Source organism: Xanthomonas sp. fls2-241-TYG-148 (assembly GCF_030208815.1).
Classification (GTDB): domain Bacteria; phylum Pseudomonadota; class Gammaproteobacteria; order Xanthomonadales; family Xanthomonadaceae; genus Xanthomonas; species Xanthomonas campestris.
Genome location: NZ_JARVTE010000020.1, coordinates 57287 through 74493, shown reverse-complemented (window position 1 = coordinate 74493; position 17207 = coordinate 57287). Strand labels below are relative to the sequence as shown.

The window sequence follows — 17207 nt, the reverse complement described above, 5'->3', positions numbered from 1 at the left end:
GGCGGGCCGGGCAGGGCACGGCTGCGCAAGGTAAAATCGGGCCACTCCCGTTCCGCCGAGCGCTCCATGACCTGCCGCACCCGTTTTGCCCCCAGCCCCACCGGTTACCTGCACATCGGCGGCGCACGCACCGCCCTGTATTGCTGGCTGGAGGCACGTCACCGCGGCGGGCAGTTCGTGCTGCGCATCGAAGACACCGACCGTGAGCGCAGCACCCAGGCCGCCATCGACGCCATCCTGGAAGCCATGGAGTGGCTGGGCCTGGGCTACGACGAAGGCCCGATCTACCAGACCCAGCGCATCGCCCGTTACCAGGAGGTGGCCGAGCAGCTGCTGGCGCAGGGCAAGGCCTATTACGCCTACGAGACCCGTGAGGAGCTCGACGCGATGCGCGAGGCCGCGATGGCCAAGCAGGAAAAACCGCGCTACAACGGCGCCGCGCGCGAGCAGGAGCTGCCGTATCGCGACGACCCGAACCGGGTGATCCGCTTCAAGAACCCGCTCGCGGGCACGGTGGTGTTCGACGACCTGATCAAGGGCCGCATCGAGATCGCCAACAGCGAGCTCGACGACATGGTGATCTTCCGCCCGGATGGCTATCCCACCTACAACTTCGCGGTGGTGGTGGACGATTGGGACATGGGCATCACCGAGGTGATCCGCGGCGACGACCACATCAACAACACCCCGCGCCAGATCAACATCTATGAAGCATTGGGCGCGCCGGTGCCCAAGTTCGCGCACATGCCGATGATCCTGGACGAGCACGGCGCCAAGCTCTCCAAGCGCACTGGCGCGGCCGATGTCATGCAGTACAAGGACGCCGGCTACCTGCCGCATGCGTTGATCAATTACCTGGCCCGTCTGGGCTGGTCGCATGGCGACCAGGAGCTGTTCAGCCAGCAGGAATTGCTGGACCTGTTCGACGTCAAGGACGTCAATTCCAAGGCCGCGCGCCTGGACATGGCCAAGCTCGGCTGGGTCAACCAGCATTACTTGAAGACCGACGACCCGGCCAGCATCGCGCCGCAGCTGGAATATCAGCTGGCCAAGCTGGGCCTGGACATCGCTGCCGGCCCGGCCGCCGCCGATGTGGTGGTGGCGCTGCGCGAGCGCGTGCAGACCCTGAAGGAAATGGCCGAAAAAGCCGTGGTCTGGTACCAGCCTTTGGAAACCTACGACGAAGCGGCGGTGATCAAGCACCTGAAGTTGGGCGCGGAAGTGCCGCTGGGCAAGGCGCGCGAGATGCTCGCTGCGCTGAGCGAATGGAGCGTGGAGAACGTGTCGGCGGCGCTGCATGCCGCTGCCGCGGCGCTGGAACTGGGCATGGGCAAAGTCGCCCAGCCGCTGCGGGTGGCCATCACCGGCACCCAGGTCAGCCCGGACATTTCGCAGACGGTGTACCTGGCCGGCCGCGAGGGTGCCTTGAAACGCATCGATGCGGCACTCATCAAGATTGGAGCGGCCTGACGCCGGAGCCTGTATGACCAAGCACACGCACACCCAAACGCACGACCAGGAACATGCCTGCACGGCCCCGCACCACCACGTGGACGATGCCAACAGCTTCGTACGCGCGGTGGAGCGCGCCTGCAGCGAACGCGGCCTGCGGCTCACCCCGATCCGCGCCAACGTACTGCGGCTGATCGCCGATGCCGGCAAACCGGTCAAGGCCTACGAGCTGCTGGACTGGGTGCGCGAAGGCAAGGGCGTGGGCGCCGACGCCCCGCCAACGGTGTACCGCGCGCTGGATTTTTTGATGGCCAATGGCTTCGTGCACAAGCTCGAATCGGTCAATGCCTTTGTCGCCTGCCATCACCCCAACAGCGCCCAGCACTCGGTGCCGTTCCTGATCTGCGACCGCTGCCATAGCGCGGTGGAACTGGAAGACCGCGATGTGGTCTCGCAACTGGAAGCACGCGCCAAGGCGCTGGGCTTCCAACCGCAGGCACAGACACTGGAAGTGCACGGCCTGTGCGCCAAGTGCGCGGTAGCGGGTTGATTGGTGTGAATCGAGCCGCTGCTAGCGGTGCCAGGCACGCGAGCGGCTCGGGTCAATCGCCCCGCGCAGACGGTAATCAAGCGCGATTCACGGTAGTAGCGGCCTCGGCCGCGATGGACTTTCCCGATTTACGTCGGCGGTTGTGCATCGCAAATGCAGCACGGCGGATTGATCGCGTGAATCGAGCCGCTGCTAGTGGCTCCAGTCGCCCGCGCAAGACGCTAAACAATCCCGATTCACCGTAGGAGCGGCCTAGGCCGCGATGGGGCGTTCCCGATGTTATTTCGGTGCTCGTACGCAGAACGCGCGTTCACTCTGTCCGCATCATTGCCGACACGAAGTTTCCGCAGGAAATGCGAGCTCCTCGTAGGAGCGGCCTTGGCCGCGACAAGCTTGCTACGTAGCGTCCCAATGTCGCAGCGCACAGCCGTTGGTTCCCGAACGACCGCATCCGGTAGTGCGTCAGCAATGCAGCGACGCTCTGCCAGCCGCACACATGGCATTGCATTGATCGTCGCGTGCGGCTCCGCCTTTTTCAGCTCATGTGAGACACCGCCAGCACGCGCGGTTTGGTCAAAACTGTTTGCGCTGTTGCCCGCACGCCGGGTCGTTCACGCGCGCGCATGACGCACCTAAGAGTGCGCACCTCTAACTCGGACCCCACCCGTCGTCAATGCGCTCGACTAGGTAATTCCGCCCAGCGCACTTCAGTGGTCGGGCGTTCCAAAACCTGCGAAGTCGCTCATCAGCGCAGCACGTCAGTCACCACACCACCTCCCCGCATCCGCAACCACACTCAAGCCGCCGCCGGCTTACACGCATACCCCACCAGAAACAGGTCCACCGCGCGCCGGGTAGCGTCGCGCAGATACTCCGGCGATGGGTTCTTGAGTGCGCCGAACAGGCAGGGCATCAGGGTTTCGGCTTCGACTAGGGCGGCGAACTGTTGGGCGGCAAGCATGGTGTCGTCGCAACGGAGCTGGCCGCAGTCCACCTGTGTCTGCAGGTATTCGGCGAAGCGCTTCAGGCCTTCTTCTTGACCTGCGCTGAAAAACAGCGCGCCGACGTCTGATCTGCCGGATACCCCGATGATGGTCTGCCAACTGGTGATATTGGGCGGTGCGCACAGGAAGGTGAGGACGTCCTCTCCGAAGCGCTGCAGGGCGTCGGCAATGGGGCCGCTGCTCCGCGAAAGTGCATCCAGTAGCGGATCGAAATAGCGGTCGGACATGTCCTTGGCCACCGCCACAAACAGCTCTTCCTTCGAGCCGAAATAGCCGTAGAGCGTGCGCTTTGAGCCGCCGACACGGGCGGCGATCTGCGACATCGACGCGCCTTCGAAGCCCAGCTCGAGGAAGACCTCGCTGGCCGCCTGAACGATGGTGTCGCGCTTTTCTTCGGTTCTGACCCGCATCGCGGTGCTCCTAGGGGCGCTTAAGTATACCAACTGGGCAGAAATGCTTGACGCCCACGGATGAGCTTATTAGGATACCGAACCGTACCGTTTAGATTTATCCATCGCGGTTTTCCCGGAGACCTTCCCCGTGCGTCCTGTCCCCTCGCTTCGCCTGCCGCTCCTCGCCGTTGCCGCCTCCGTCCTGATCAGCGCCTGCGGTAGCCCGCCGGGCGGGCCGCCCCCGCAGCAGGGCACGCCGGTGGTGGGCGTCATCACCGTCCGGCCGCAGCCGGTCACCCTGACCACCCAGTTGCCCGGCCGCACCGTGCCGTACCTGATCGCCGAAGTGCGGCCCCAGGTGGGCGGCATCGTGCAGACGCGGCAGTTCACCGAAGGCGGCGACGTGAAGGCAGGGCAGACCCTGTACCAGATCGACCCGGCCACCTACCGCGCCAGCTACGCCAGCGCCCAGGCCACCCTGGCCAAGGCCCAGGCCAACCTGCGCACCGCACGGCTCAAGGCCGACCGCTACAAGGAGCTGGTGCAGATCAAGGCGATCAGTCAGCAGGAAGGCGACGACACCGCCGCCACGCTCGGCCAGGCCGAAGCGGATGTGGCGGCCGGCAAGGCCAGCGTGGAGACCGCGCGCATCAATCTGGCGTTCGCCCGCATGGACGCGCCGATCTCCGGCCGGATCGGCCGCTCCAGCGTGACGCCCGGCGCGCTGGTCACCGCCAACCAGGCCACGGCATTGACCACCATCCAGCAGCTGGACCCGATCTATGTGGACGTGACCCAGCCCAGCGCCGCCGTGCTGCGGCTGAAGAAGGCGATGGCCCGTGGCGATCTGGCGCGTGCCGGCGACGGTGCCGCGCAGGTGAGCCTGGTGCTGGAAGACGGCAGCACCTATCCGCTGCAGGGCCGGCTTGCGTTCTCCGATGTGACCGTGGACCAGAACACCGGCTCGATCAGCCTGCGTGCGGTGTTCCCCAACCCGGATGCCGATCTGCTGCCGGGCATGTACGTGCGCGCGGTGCTGCAGGAAGGCGTCAAGGCGCAGGGCGTGCTGGTGCCGCAACAGGCGGTGACGCGCAATGGCGCCGGCAAGCCGACCGCCTTCGTGGTCGGTGCCGACAACAAATTGCAGCTGCGCGTGCTGGAGACCGACCGTGCGGTGGGTGACCAATGGCTGGTACGCAGTGGCCTGAAGACCGGTGACCAACTGGTGGTGGATGGCCTGTCGCGCGCCCGCGACGGTGTCCAGGTCAAGACCGTGCCGTGGCAACCGACGTCGGCATCCGTTGCCGGCAGCCCCTCCGCCCCAGCCGCACCGCGTGCGGCCAACTAAGGCGGACTCCAGCTCATGGCACGCTTCTTCATCGACCGCCCGATCTTCGCCTGGGTGCTGGCCATCATCGTGATGCTGGCCGGCATCCTGTCCATCGCCACCTTGCCCATCGCGCAATACCCCAGCATCGCGCCGCCCGCCGTGGCGATCACCGCCAACTATCCCGGCGCATCTGCGCAGACCCTGGAAGACACCGTCACCCAGGTCATCGAGCAGAAGATGAAGGGCCTGGACAACCTCAGCTACATGGCCTCCACCAGCGAATCCAGCGGTGCGGTGACCATTACGCTGACCTTCGAAAACGGCACCGACCCCGACACCGCGCAGGTGCAGGTGCAGAATAAGTTGTCGCTGGCCACCGCGTTGTTGCCGCAAGAAGTGCAGCAGCAGGGCGTCACGGTCACCAAGTCGGCCACCAACTTCCTCAACGTGCTGGCCTTCACCTCCGAAGACGGCAGCATGAGCGATTCGGATCTGTCCGATTACGTTGCCGCCAACGTGCAGGAAACCATCAGCCGCGTGCAGGGCGTGGGCGACACCACGTTGTTCGGTTCGCAGTATTCGATGCGCATCTGGCTGGATCCGGACAAGCTCAACAACTTCAACCTCACCCCGGTGGATGTACGCGCCGCGATCCAGGCGCAGAACGCGCAGGTGTCGGCCGGCCAGCTTGGTGCGTTGCCGGCGGTGGCCAACCAGCAGCTCAATGCCACCATCACCGCGCAGACGCGGCTCAAGACAGCCGAAGAGTTCGAGAACATTTTGCTGCGTACCCGCACCGACGGTTCGCAGGTGCGTCTGCGCGATGTGGCGCGCATCGAGCTGGGCAGCGAGAGCTACAACACGGTGGGCCGCTACAACGGCAAGCCGGCCGCGGGCCTGGCGATCAAGCTGGCCACCGGAGCAAACGCGCTCGATACCGTGCGCGCCATCGACAAGAGCCTGGAAGAGCAGGAGAAGTTCTTCCCGCCCGGCATGAAGGTGCAAAAGCCCTACGACACCACACCGTTCGTGCGTATCTCCATCGAGCAGGTGGTGCATACGCTGGTCGAAGCGGTGGTGCTGGTGTTTTTGGTGATGTACCTGTTCCTGCAGAACTTCCGCGCCACGCTGATTCCCACCATCGCCGTGCCGGTAGTACTGCTGGGTACCTTTGGCGTGCTGGCGGTGTTCGGCTTCACCATCAATACGCTGACCATGTTCGCGATGGTGCTGGCGATCGGCTTGCTGGTGGATGACGCCATCGTGGTGGTGGAAAACGTCGAGCGGGTGATGGCCGAAGAGCAGCTCTCGCCCAAGGAGGCCACGCGCAAGTCGATGGACCAGATCACCGGCGCACTGGTGGGCGTGGCCTTGGTGCTGGCCGCAGTGTTCGTGCCGATGGCGTTTTTTGGCGGCTCCACCGGTGTGATCTACCGGCAGTTCTCGATCACGATTGTCTCTGCGATGACCTTGTCGGTGCTGGTGGCGATGGTGCTGACGCCGGCGCTGTGCGCCACCTTGCTCAAGCCCGGCCATGGCATGGCCACCACCGGGTTCTTCGGCTGGTTCAACCGGGTGTTCGACCGCAGCAATGGCCGTTACCAGGGCGTGGTGCGGCACATGCTCGGCAAGGGCTGGCGCTACATGATTGCGTATGTGGTGATCGTGGCGCTGGTGGTGGTGGGCTTCATGAAAACGCCGGTGGGCTTCTTGCCGGACGAAGACCAGGGCACCTTGTTCGTGCTGGTGCAGTTGCCGCCCGGTGCCACCGACGCACGTACTGGTGCGGTGCTCAAGCAGGTGGAACATCACTTCCTGGTCGACCAGAAGGACTCGGTGGCCGGCATCTTTGCGGTTTCCGGTTTCAGCTTCGCCGGTACCGGGCAGAACGTGGGCTTTGCCTTCGTCAAGCTGCGTCCATGGGACGAGCGCACCGGCAAGGGCCAGAGCGTGACCGATGTGGCGGCCAAGGCAGGCGCGTTCTTCGCCACCTTGCGCGATGCGCAGGTGTTTGCGGTGGCGCCGCCGGCCGTGTCGGAGCTGGGCAACGCCACCGGCTTCGATCTGATGCTGCAGGACCGCGCCAACCTGGGGCATGCCGCGCTGATGCAGGCACGCAACCAACTGCTGGCCGAGCTTTCGCAGGACAAGCGGCTGGTGGCGGTGCGCCCCAACGGGCAGGAAGACACGCCCGAGTTCAAGCTGGAGATCGACCCGCACAAGGCCGAAGCGATGGGGGTGTCGATCGCCGACATCAACAACACCTTCTCCAGCGCGTGGGGCAGTACCTATGTCAACGACTTCATCGACAAGGGCCGGGTCAAGAAAGTGATGCTGCAGGCCGATGCGCCGTACCGCATGAACCCGCAGGACATCGACCGCTGGTTCGTGCGTAACAGCGCCGGCACGATGGTGCCGTTCAACGCCTTCGCCACCGCACGCTGGACACAGGGCTCGCCACGTCTGGAGCGCTACAACAGCCTGCCGTCGGTGGAGATTCTGGGCATGGCGCTGCCAGGTGCGGCGTCCAGCGGCCAGGCGATGCAGATCGTGGAAGCGGCCGCGGCCAAGTTGCCGGCCGGCATTGGCTTTGAGTGGACCGGGTTGTCGCGGCAGGAAAAAGCCTCGACCGGGCAGACCGGGTTGTTGTACGGGTTGTCGATCCTGATCGTGTTCCTGTGTCTGGCCGCGTTGTATGAGAGCTGGTCGATCCCGTTCTCGGTGATTCTGGTGGTGCCGTTGGGCGTGTTCGGCACGCTGGTGGCCGCCGTGCTGACCTGGAAAATGAACGATGTGTACTTCCAGGTGGGCCTGCTCACCACCATTGGCCTGGCCTCGAAGAACGCGATCCTGATCGTGGAGTTCGCCAAGGAATTGCACGAAGGCGGCAAGAGCCTGGTGGTGGCGGCGTTGGAAGCGGCGCGCATGCGCTTGCGGCCGATTCTGATGACATCGCTGGCCTTCATCCTGGGTGTGGTGCCGCTGGTGCTGACCAGTGGTGCGGGCGCCGGCGCGCAGCACGCGCTGGGCACTGCGGTGATCGGCGGCATGATCTCCGGCACGGTGCTGGCCATCTTCTTCGTGCCGTTGTTCTTCGTACTGGTGCGTGGGCTGTTCGAACGCCGCGCGCAGCCTGATGCCTCCGTTCCGCAACATGCAGGGCACTGACATGACACCGATCCGAATGACGCTTGCCGCACTCGCGGTGACCAGCGTGTTGTCTGGCTGCACGCTGATGCCGCGTTATGCGCGGCCCGACGCACCGGTGCCGGCGCAGTTCGCCGGTGCAACTGCGGCGACCGCGGCCAGCGAAGCGGCAGCGAGCGCAGAAACTCCCGTCATCGCCGATATCGGCTGGCGGGAGGTGTTCACCGACCCGGCGCTGCAACAGGTGATCCAGCTGGCGCTGGACAATAACCGCGACCTGCGCGTGGCCGCGCTCAATATCGAAGTGGCACGCGCGCAATACCGGGTGGAGCGCGCAGCGCTGGTGCCCGGCGTGGATGCCACCGGCACTGCCAACAACGCGCGCACGCCGAGCGAACTGGCGGTGCCCGGGCAGCCGCCGGTGTTCCGCACCTACAGCGCCAATGTGGGCGTGAGCGCGTACGAGCTGGATCTGTTCGGGCGCGTGCGCAGCCTCAAGGAACAGGCGCTGCAGCAATTTCTCTCCACTGCCGAAGCCCGCCGCAGCACGCACATCAGTCTGGTCGCCGATGTGGCCAGCGCCTATCTCACCCTGGCCGCTGACCAGGAGCTGCTGCAGCTGGCGCAGTCCACGCTGACCAGCCAGAGCGACAGCTACCGCTTGCAGCAGCGCAGTTTCGAGCTGGGCGTGGCCTCGCAGCTCACCTTGCGGCAGGCACAGACCACCGTGGAAAGCGCGCGTGTGGATGTGGAGCGTTACACCGCGCAGGTGGCGCAAGACCGCAACGCGTTGGTGCTGCTGGTTGGCACCCAATTGCCGGAGAGTCTGTTGCCACGCGCGTTGCCCGATGGCGCAAGCGTGGAAGGCAATGTGCTGGCCGCCGTGCCGGCGGGCGTGCCGTCGCAGCTGTTGCAGCGTCGCCCGGACATCCTGGAGGCCGAGCGCAACCTGCGCGCGGCCAATGCCAACATCGGCGCGGCGCGCGCGGCGTTCTTTCCCAGCATCAGCCTCACCGCCACGCTGGGCTCGTCCAGCAGCAGCTTGTCCGGATTGTTCGAATCCGGCACGCGGGCCTGGAGTTTCGTGCCGCAGCTCACCTTGCCGCTGTTCAATGCTGGGCGTAACCGCGCCAATCTGGACATGGCCAAGGCTAACCGCGACATCGAAGTGGCCCGCTACGAAAAGTCGATCCAGACGGCGTTCCGCGAGGTGTCCGATGCGCTCGCGCAGCGCGACACCCTGGGCCGCCAGCTGCAGGCACAGCAGGCCCTGGTGGATGCCACCGCAGACAGTTACCGGTTGTCGCAGGCGCGCTTCGAACGCGGGATCGACAGCTATCTGCAGGCGCTGGATGCGCAGCGCTCGCTGTATGGCGCGCAGCAGACCTTGATCACCACGCAGTTGTCGCGCATCACCAACCTGGTGACGTTCTACAAGGCGATGGGTGGCGGCTGGCTGCAGGCCGATGGGCCGGACGTGGCCGCCGCCGACACGGCGCCTCCCCGTGGCTGACACGGCCCCGGCGCAAGGCCCGGCCTTGCCGGCGCCGGGCCGGCGCGTGCCGCATGCCAAGCGCGGCGCGATCCTGGCCGCCGCGCAGCAGTTGTTTACACAGCAGGGCTTCGAGCGCACCAGCATGGACCGCATCGCTGAAGACGCGGGCGTGTCCAAGGCGACGGTGTATGCGTACTTCGCGTCCAAGGAGGTGCTGTTCCGCACCACGTTGGAAGCGATGGCGCATGCGGCGTCCAATCGCTGGGATGGTCTGCTGACGCTGCCCGGGCCGGTGGCGCAACGCCTGGCGGCGGTTGCCAGTGTGCTGCTGCAGGTCTGGACCAATGCGGCGCGGCAGGATGCCGCCTACGGCCTGGTGCGGCCGCCGTCGCTGCCCAGCCAGATCCGCGAAGAAATGTGGACGCTGTGCTTCGAACGCTACGACAGCACGATGCGTGCGCTGCTGGCACGCGAAGTAGCGCAGGGCACCTTGGCGATCGACAACCTGCCCGACGCCTCGGTGCAGTTCTTCGGGCTGATCACGGCGGTGCCGACCGAGGTGCCAGCGCCCGGCAGGCCGCCGGATGTAGCTGCAGCGCAGCGCTACATCGATGGCGCGGTGGCAGCGTTCTTGCGCGCGTATCGCCCGGTGCCAGCGGCGCCTGCAGCGACCGGCAGGCGAACGCCGCGCGCGCCGGCATCGCGCGCGGAGAGTGACGACGCACATTCATGAGCATGCGCGCCGTGCGCTGCACTCCGCGCGGTATTGCCGGCTGACGTCTGCGCTTGGTGCCGTCTAATCCGCGTGGGCGCTGGCGAGCAACGCGGTGCTGCCGCAGGGCATAAGCGAACGCCACGCGGGCCGGCATTGATGACGCGCACTCATGACCGTGTGCGCGCCGCGCACTGCAATCCACCCGGCCTTGGCGGCTAACGTGTGCGCTCGGCGCTGCCATGCCAGGTGGGGCGCCATCATCGACGCGGCGCTGCCGCAGGAGCACACGATGCATACACGCACACTAGGGCGCAGCGGGCTGCGGGTCTCCGCACTTGGCCTGGGCTGCATGGGATTGAGCTACGGCTACGGGCCGGCCGCCGAGCGCAAACAGGCGGTGGCACTGCTGCATGCCGCGGTGGAGCAGGGAGTGACCTTTTTCGACACCGCCGAGGCGTACGGGCCGTTCGCCAATGAGGAACTGCTGGGTGAGGCGCTTGCGCCGTACGGCGCGCAGGTGGTGGTCGCCACCAAGTTCGGTTTTCGCGATGGACATGCCGATGCCGGCCTGGACAGCCGGCCCGCGCGTATCCGCGCAGTGGCCGAGGCCAGCCTGCTGCGGTTGAAGCGCGAGCGTATCGATCTGTTCTATCAGCATCGCGTGGATCCCGCGGTGCCGATCGAGGAAGTGGCCGGCACGGTCAAGGATTTGATCGCCGAAGGCAAGGTGGGCCATTTCGGTCTGTCCGAAGCCGGCGCGGACACCATCCGCCGCGCGCATGCGGTGCAACCGGTGGCCGCGGTGCAAAGCGAATACTCGCTGTGGTGGCGCGAACCGGAAGCCAGCGTGCTGCCCACGCTGGAAGAACTGGGGATTGGCTTCGTGCCGTTCAGTCCGCTCGGCAAGGGATTTCTGACGGGCGCAATCCAGGCCGACACGCAATTCGACCAGAGCGACTTCCGTAACAGCGTGCCGCGCTTTGCCGCGGAGGCGCGCCGTGCCAATCAGGCGCTGGTGCAACGCCTGCAGGCCATTGCGGACGACAAGGGCGCGACGCCGGCACAGGTGGCGCTGGCTTGGCTATTGTCGCGCAAGCCCTGGATCGTGCCGATTCCTGGCACCACCAAGCGGCATCGCCTGGACGAAAACATCGGCGGTGCTGCGCTCGTCTTGAGCAGCGACGAGCTGGCCCGTATTCAACAGGCACTCGATGCGGTGGAGATTGTCGGTGAGCGCTACAGCCCTGAGCGGCAGAAGCTGGTGGGGAAGTGAGCACGGCGGTATAGCCGCAGTGACGGTATCTGCAAGAGGTGTGTCGTAGGAGCGCGCTTTCGCGCGATGTAGTGTTACCGATAGCGCTTCATCGCGCGCAAGCGTGCTCCTACCAAGCTTGGTGAAGTCAGGGACGGTGCTGTCTCGTTTCCACATGGGGAACACAGCAGGTCACTGCCGCGAACAGTTGTAGTCGATGGACGGACACATGCTTCCCAACGCAACGCGACATAGCGGCAGTACTGCAGGTCCCGTAGGAGCGCGCTCGCGCGCGATGTGGCGTTACCGATAAAGCCCCACCGCGCGCAAGCGCGCTCCTACGATGGGCTACCGCACCAAGTCATGGCGCAGCGCGTCGATCACCACCTTGAGCGCGGCGGAAGACTGGCGCCGGCTTGGGTAATAGGCGTAATAGCCATCGAACGGGTCGCACCAGTCGTCCAGCACGCGGCGCAGGCGGCCGGCGGCGATGTGGTCCAGCACCATGGTTTCCGGCAGAAACGCCAGGCCCGCGCCGGCCAGTGCCGCGCGCAACATGGCGCTGCTGCCGTTGAAGGTCCATTGCCCATCCACGCGCACTTTCTGCTCGCGTCCGTCTTTTCGAAATCCCACTGCAGCAGGCCGCCATGCGTGGGCAGGCGCAAGCCGATGCAGTTATGCTGCGCCAGCTCGGCCGGCACTGCGGGAATGGTGTGATGCACGAAGTAGCTGGGCGCCGCCACCACCGCCATGCGCTGGCGCGGGCTGATCGGCACCGCGATCATGTCCTTGGCCACCTGGTCGCCGAGCCGGATGCCGATGTCGTAGCGCTCGGCCACGATGTCGGCCAGGCCGTAATCGACGGTGATTTCCACCTTGAGGTCGGGGTAGTCGGGCAGCACCTTCGACAATGCCGGCCACAGATAGGCATCGGCGGCGTGACCGGCGGTGGTGATGCGGATAGTGCCGGCAGGTTTGTCGCGGAACGCAGTCAGTGCCGACAGCTCCTGGTCGATCTCCTCCAGCCGTGGCGCCACCGTGTCAAACAAACGCATGCCCGCCTCGGTCATCGAGACGCTGCGCGTGGTGCGGGTGAGCAGGCGAATCCCCAGCCGGGTTTCCAGCGCACGCACGGTGTGGCTCAGCGCCGATTGCGAGACTCCCAGCTGCGCTGCGGCGCGGGTGAAGCTGCCTTCGCGCGCCACGGTGACGAACACCTGCAGGTCATTGAGGTTTTCCCGAGCCATGCTTGCCTACACCACACATCAGACATGAAATCCATGCCGCTGCATCATGCGCGATGGCGCATCCCGGCTTCAATCAAGACGGATTGATGTGCTGTGTTTCTAGGAGCATGCGGCCCCAGGCGGACAGTTGCGCCGCACCTGCGCGCTACAGTGGCTGCACTTTGTAGCGAGGAGCACGTCAATGAGCCTGTTTGCCACCGCCATGTCCTTGACGATGATGGCCGCCGCCGGCCCCGGTGCCGACGAGCACGCGCCAATCAAGGTCACCAAAGCCGGCAGCGCCGCTTCTGCCACCGGCCCGGCCAGCTATTTCACCGGCACCGTGCGCATCGATGCGCCATTCCAGACCGATGCGCCCGCGCGCGTGGGCGGCGCCACGGTGACCTTCGAGCCGGGCGCGCGCACTGCCTGGCACACCCATCCGCTAGGCCAGACGCTCATCGTCACCGCCGGTGCCGGGCGCGTGCAGGAGTGGGGCAAGCCGGCGCAGGAGATCCGCCCGGGCGACATCGTGTGGATTCCGCCGGGCGTCAAGCACTGGCATGGCGCCAACGCGACGGTGGCGATGAGCCATATCGCCATCGCCGAGGCGGTGGATGGCTCGCCGGTGACCTGGCTGGAGCAGGTCAGCGACGCGCAGTATCAAGGCAACTGAGCCGGTGTCTTGGCGGCTGGTGTGGGTGCACGCAGGTGGCATCCGCACGCACCGGATTGCCGCGTAACGCTACGTTGGTCAGTGACAGATCGCTGCGCGCGCGCTCAGCTGGCAGCCGCACACACCAGAGTGTTGCGTCACGCCGTGTTGGTGAGTGATCACTGCGCGCGTGCACCACGCCTGCAGGCCGCTGTCGAGGCGGCCCACGCCGTCACGCCACTTCGATCGCGTCCTGCCGGCTGGCACGCAATTGTTGTGCATCGCGTGCGGGTGGCGTGCCGAGGATGCGGGCGTAGTCGCGGCTGAACTGCGATGCGCTTTCGTAGCCGACGCGGAAGCCGGCGTCGGCGGCACTGAGCGCCTCGGCCACCATCAGCCGGCGTGCTTCCTGCACGCGCAAGTGCGAGCGAAATTCCAGCGGCGTCATCGAGGTGACTGCCTTGAAATGGGTGTGGAAGGTGGAGCGGCTCATCGCCGATAGATCTGCGATCTGCTCGATGCTGAAGCGCTCCGCGTAGTGCGCACGCAGCCAGGCAATGGCCCTGGAAATCTGGTTGAGGCGGCTGTCGGCTATGGCCATCTGGCGCACGATGGCATTGCCCGGCTCGGCCATCAGCCGGTACAGCAGTTCGCGCAGTACCAGCGGCGCCAGCGCGTCGATGTCGCGGGGCTGGTCGAGCAGGCGCGCCAGCCGCAAGGCGGCGTCGTGCAACTCCGGCGTGCTGCGATTGAGCAACAGTCCGGACGCTGGCGCGTCGCCAGCCTGCTCGGCCAGGGCCGGGTAACGGATCGCAAGGTCGCTGAGCACGGCCACGTCCAGATCCAGGCAAAAACACAGATACGGCTGGGCCGGGCTCGCTTCGATCACCGAGCCGATGATCGGCAGGTCCACAGAGGCCACCAGATACATCGCCGGATGATAGTGATACGCGGTGGTGCCGAGCATGGCCTGCTTGTGCCCCTGCGCGACCAGGCACAGGGTGGGCGTGTACACCGTGGGGATGGAGTAGGTGGGCGCGGAGCAGCGCATCAGCCGCAGCCCGGGCACGGCCGTGCTGAAGGTGCCATCGGTCGGCGCATGACGTTGCAGCACGTCGATCAGATGGGCGATGGAAGAGGCCATGTGGAACCCTCGTGCGGGGTGCTGTGCGGCCGCGCCGCGGTGGCGCGATCGTACAAGAGCGGGTGTTAGGCGCGCAGCAGCGGTGGGCATTGCTACCCTGCGTAGTGCGGTCTGCCGGACCTGGCAACCGCAACCGCAGCCAAGCGGCAGTGCACGCGGCGCACAGCGCTGATCGCGCGCTCACGCGCAGCCCGTATCATGCGGCGCATCCCTGGTGCCCGTCCCCTCATGGCCGCAAAGCGTTCACTCCCCGCAGATCCCGCAACCCCTGCCGACTGGAAAGCGATCGAGCTGGCGGCAACGGCCGAGCTCGCACGGCGCACCCAGCTGGCGCACCAGCAGATCCTTGGCCTGTTGCACACGCATGGGCATTTGCTTAGCGAGGTGCAGCGGCGCGGGTTGCGCAAGCGCCTGTACCGTGCGGGCAACGCGCGCTGACAGCGCGTCTATGCGCATTGATGCAAGCACTGCCGATGTGCTCGCAGTGGCGGCATCCCTGCATGGCCCACCCGATGTGATGTGCCCGAACGCAGGCCCAACAGGGGCACAGGTGCCGAACGCGGCAGGTGTCTTCCAGGCAGATCAACGCGCCCTTACGCGCCCGCTGGCAGTTCCCATGGCGGGGTCTCGCCGAAGTGTTCAAGCAGAAAGTCCACAAACGCACGCACGCGGGGCGGCTGCAATTGCCGCGCCGGCATCACCGCGCTGATCTGCGAGGTGGGCGGCGGATAGTCGGGCATCACTTCGACCAGGCGGCCGGCGCGCAGGTCCTCGGCAATGTGCCAGTACGAATGCACTGCGATGCCTTGCCCGGCGATCACCGCATCGCGCATCAGTTCGCCAAAATTGCTTTCGAAACGGCTCTGCATGCGCACCCGCACCTGGCCACCTTCCGGGGTTTGCAGGGTCCAGACATCCTGGCGCCCATCGCGGCCCATCAGCAGCACGCCGGCATGCTGGGCCAGCTCTTCGGGCGTGCGTGGCGTGCCGTAGCGCTGCAGGTAGGCGGGCGAGGCGCTGAGGGTGCGGCGGTTGGGAGCGATGCGCCTGGCCACCAACCCGGAATCTTCGAGCGGACCGATTCTGATTGCCAGGTCGAAGCCTTGCTTGACCAGATCGACCAGATCGTCGCTGAGATGCGCGCTGATGCGCAGGCGCGGATGCCGCGCCTGGAATTCCGGCAGCAGCGGCGAGATGTACTGCTGCCCGAACGAGGCCGACAGCGTGACCCGCAAGGTGCCGCCCACATCCTGTGCGCTCTCGCGCAGGTCGTCGGCCAGGGCGTCCAGGTCGTCGACCAACACGCGGCCGCGTGCGGCCAGTTGCTGGCCCTCCGCGGTGGGATGCATACGGCGGGTGGTTCGGTGCAGCAGGCGCACGCCAAGGTCGCGTTCCAGCCGCTTCAGGCGCTGGCTGGCCACCGCCACCGAGAGGTCCAGGCTGTGCGCGGCCGCGGTGATCGAGCCCAGGTCGAGCACGCGCAGGAACAGGGCGATGTCGCCAAGACGGTCCATGCATTATCAACGTTGCATTGAAAGTGAATCAGCATAACAGGGGTTTTTGCAGAGGATCACCCGGCGCAGGCTGTGCGCTGTTTCTTCGGGTTCCTGCCATGTCTGCTCCTGCTACGTCCCGCCTGCCGCCCGCACTGTTGGCCCTGACCATCGGTGCGTTCGGCATCGGCACCACCGAATTCGTGATCATGGGCTTGCTGCAGCAAGTGGCTGCCGACCTGGGCGTGTCGCTGACCGCGGCGGGCCTGTTGATCAGCGGCTACGCGCTGGGCGTGTTCGTGGGCGCGCCGGTACTCACGCTGGCCAGTGCCCGCTGGCCGCGCAAGGCCGTGCTGGTGGCGCTGATGCTGGTGTTCACACTGGGCAATATTGCCTGTGCGCTGGCGCCGGACTACACCAGCCTGATGATCGCGCGGGTGCTGACCTCGCTGGCGCACGGCACCTTCTTCGGTGTTGGCGCGGTGGTGGCGACCTCGTTGGTCGCGCCCGAACGCCGTGCCTCGGCCATCTCGTTGATGTTCGCCGGCCTGACCGTGGCGACGCTGCTCGGCGTGCCGGCCGGTGCGTGGCTGGGCCTGCAGCTGGGCTGGCGCGCCACCTTCTGGGCGGTAGCGGTGATTGGCGTGCTGGCTACCGCCGCGGTGGCGCTGTGGGTGCCTGCTGCGGCCGGGGCTGCGCCGCCGGTGCCTTGGCGCCAGGAGGTGCGCGTGCTTGCGCGCGGCCAGGTGTTGCTGGCCCTGGCGATGACGGTGGTTGGCTATGCCGGCGTGTTCGCGGTGTTCACCTATATCCAGCCGCTGCTGGTGCAGGTGACCGGCTTTGCGCAAGCGGCGGTGTCGCCGGTGCTGCTGGTGTTTGGCGTGGGCATGATCGTGGGCAACTTGCTGGGCGGGCGCCTGGCCGATCGCCGGCCGACCGCGACCTTGTTGGGCACGTTGGCTGCACTGGTGGTGGTGCTGGGCGCCATGGGCCTGGTGCTGCACAGCAAGCCGGCCATGATCGCCTTTGTCGGCCTGCTCGGCGTGGCAGCGTTTGCCACGGTGGCGCCGCTGCAATTGCGCGTGCTCGAGCATGCCCGCGGCGCCGGGCAGAACCTGGCCTCCAGCTTGAATATCGCCGCCTTCAATCTGGGCAATGCGCTCGGCGCCTGGCTGGGCGGGGTGGTGATCGCCTCCGGTGCCGGCCTGGTCGCCACGCCGTGGGTGGCGGCGGCACTCACAGCGCTCGGCTTGGGCATTGCGCTATGGAGCGTGCAGCTGCAGCGCCGCCAGGCCGCGCTGCCGGCCGGCTGCGTACAAGGGCGCTGAAACATCCATTAACGGAGGTGCTGC

The 17207-nt window shown here is 66.3% G+C and carries 13 protein-coding genes and 1 pseudogene; 10 read left to right on the top strand and 4 right to left on the bottom strand.

What is annotated here, in order from left to right; translation table 11 throughout:
* Window positions 1–66: 66 nt before the first annotated feature.
* Together gltX and QRM60_RS18700 are read left to right on the top strand one after the other, a co-directional pair.
* Window positions 67–1470 carry a glutamate--tRNA ligase gene (gene gltX, locus QRM60_RS18705; protein ID WP_285446820.1) on the top strand — a complete coding sequence of 468 codons (1404 nt, stop codon included), beginning with the start codon at window positions 67–69 and terminating at the stop codon, window positions 1468–1470.
* 13 nt (window positions 1471–1483) lie between these two features.
* Window positions 1484–2002, top strand: coding sequence for a transcriptional repressor (locus QRM60_RS18700; RefSeq protein ID WP_103700053.1), 519 nt, complete (start codon window positions 1484–1486; stop codon window positions 2000–2002).
* A gap of 796 nt (window positions 2003–2798) precedes the next feature.
* Here the strand turns inward: QRM60_RS18700 and QRM60_RS18695 are convergent.
* Window positions 2799–3416, bottom strand: coding sequence for a TetR/AcrR family transcriptional regulator (locus QRM60_RS18695; RefSeq protein ID WP_040940971.1), 618 nt, complete (start codon window positions 3414–3416; stop codon window positions 2799–2801).
* 130 nt (window positions 3417–3546) lie between these two features.
* On the opposite strand from QRM60_RS18695, the gene QRM60_RS18690 reads away from it, so the two are divergent.
* The 5 genes from QRM60_RS18690 to QRM60_RS18670 all read left to right on the top strand — a co-directional run bounded on the left by QRM60_RS18690 (window position 3547) and on the right by QRM60_RS18670 (window position 11358).
* On the top strand, window positions 3547–4746 hold the full coding sequence (locus tag QRM60_RS18690; protein ID WP_011037813.1) for an efflux RND transporter periplasmic adaptor subunit: 1200 nt from the start codon (window positions 3547–3549) through the stop codon (window positions 4744–4746).
* A gap of 15 nt (window positions 4747–4761) precedes the next feature.
* Complete coding sequence (locus QRM60_RS18685; RefSeq protein ID WP_014508367.1) at window positions 4762–7896, top strand: efflux RND transporter permease subunit; 3135 nt, start codon at window positions 4762–4764, stop codon at window positions 7894–7896.
* 1 nt (window position 7897) lies between these two features.
* On the top strand, window positions 7898–9388 hold the full coding sequence (locus QRM60_RS18680; RefSeq protein ID WP_115556415.1) for an efflux transporter outer membrane subunit: 1491 nt from the start codon (window positions 7898–7900) through the stop codon (window positions 9386–9388).
* Window positions 9389–9413: 25 nt separating this feature from the next.
* Complete coding sequence (locus QRM60_RS18675; RefSeq protein WP_042598588.1) at window positions 9414–10103, top strand: TetR/AcrR family transcriptional regulator; 690 nt, start codon at window positions 9414–9416, stop codon at window positions 10101–10103.
* A 271-nt stretch (window positions 10104–10374) separates the two neighbouring features.
* Window positions 10375–11358 carry an aldo/keto reductase gene (locus tag QRM60_RS18670; RefSeq protein WP_285446819.1) on the top strand — a complete coding sequence of 328 codons (984 nt, stop codon included), beginning with the start codon at window positions 10375–10377 and terminating at the stop codon, window positions 11356–11358.
* Window positions 11359–11685: 327 nt separating this feature from the next.
* On the opposite strand, the pseudogene QRM60_RS18665 reads toward QRM60_RS18670, so the two are convergent.
* Window positions 11686–12584, bottom strand: a pseudogene (locus QRM60_RS18665) (LysR family transcriptional regulator).
* A gap of 181 nt (window positions 12585–12765) precedes the next feature.
* Between QRM60_RS18665 and QRM60_RS18660 the strand changes: the two are divergent.
* Window positions 12766–13239 carry a cupin domain-containing protein gene (locus QRM60_RS18660; protein ID WP_285446818.1) on the top strand — a complete coding sequence of 158 codons (474 nt, stop codon included), beginning with the start codon at window positions 12766–12768 and terminating at the stop codon, window positions 13237–13239.
* A gap of 211 nt (window positions 13240–13450) precedes the next feature.
* On the opposite strand, the gene QRM60_RS18655 is transcribed toward QRM60_RS18660, so the two are convergent.
* On the bottom strand, window positions 13451–14362 hold the full coding sequence (locus QRM60_RS18655) for an AraC family transcriptional regulator (protein WP_012437858.1): 912 nt from the start codon (window positions 14360–14362) through the stop codon (window positions 13451–13453).
* A 228-nt stretch (window positions 14363–14590) separates the two neighbouring features.
* On the opposite strand from QRM60_RS18655, the gene QRM60_RS18650 reads away from it, so the two are divergent.
* Window positions 14591–14800, top strand: a complete 210-nt coding sequence (locus tag QRM60_RS18650; RefSeq protein WP_012437859.1) for a hypothetical protein — start codon at window positions 14591–14593, stop codon at window positions 14798–14800.
* A 155-nt stretch (window positions 14801–14955) separates the two neighbouring features.
* On the opposite strand, the gene QRM60_RS18645 is transcribed toward QRM60_RS18650, so the two are convergent.
* Window positions 14956–15876, bottom strand: coding sequence for a LysR family transcriptional regulator (locus tag QRM60_RS18645; protein ID WP_115577355.1), 921 nt, complete (start codon window positions 15874–15876; stop codon window positions 14956–14958).
* A 98-nt stretch (window positions 15877–15974) separates the two neighbouring features.
* Here QRM60_RS18645 and QRM60_RS18640 point away from each other — a divergent pair, with 98 nt between their 5' ends.
* Window positions 15975–17183 (top strand): MFS transporter, encoded by a 1209-nt coding sequence (locus tag QRM60_RS18640; protein ID WP_042598212.1) that lies wholly within the window; start codon window positions 15975–15977, stop codon window positions 17181–17183.
* The last annotated feature ends 24 nt before the right edge of the window (window positions 17184–17207 follow it).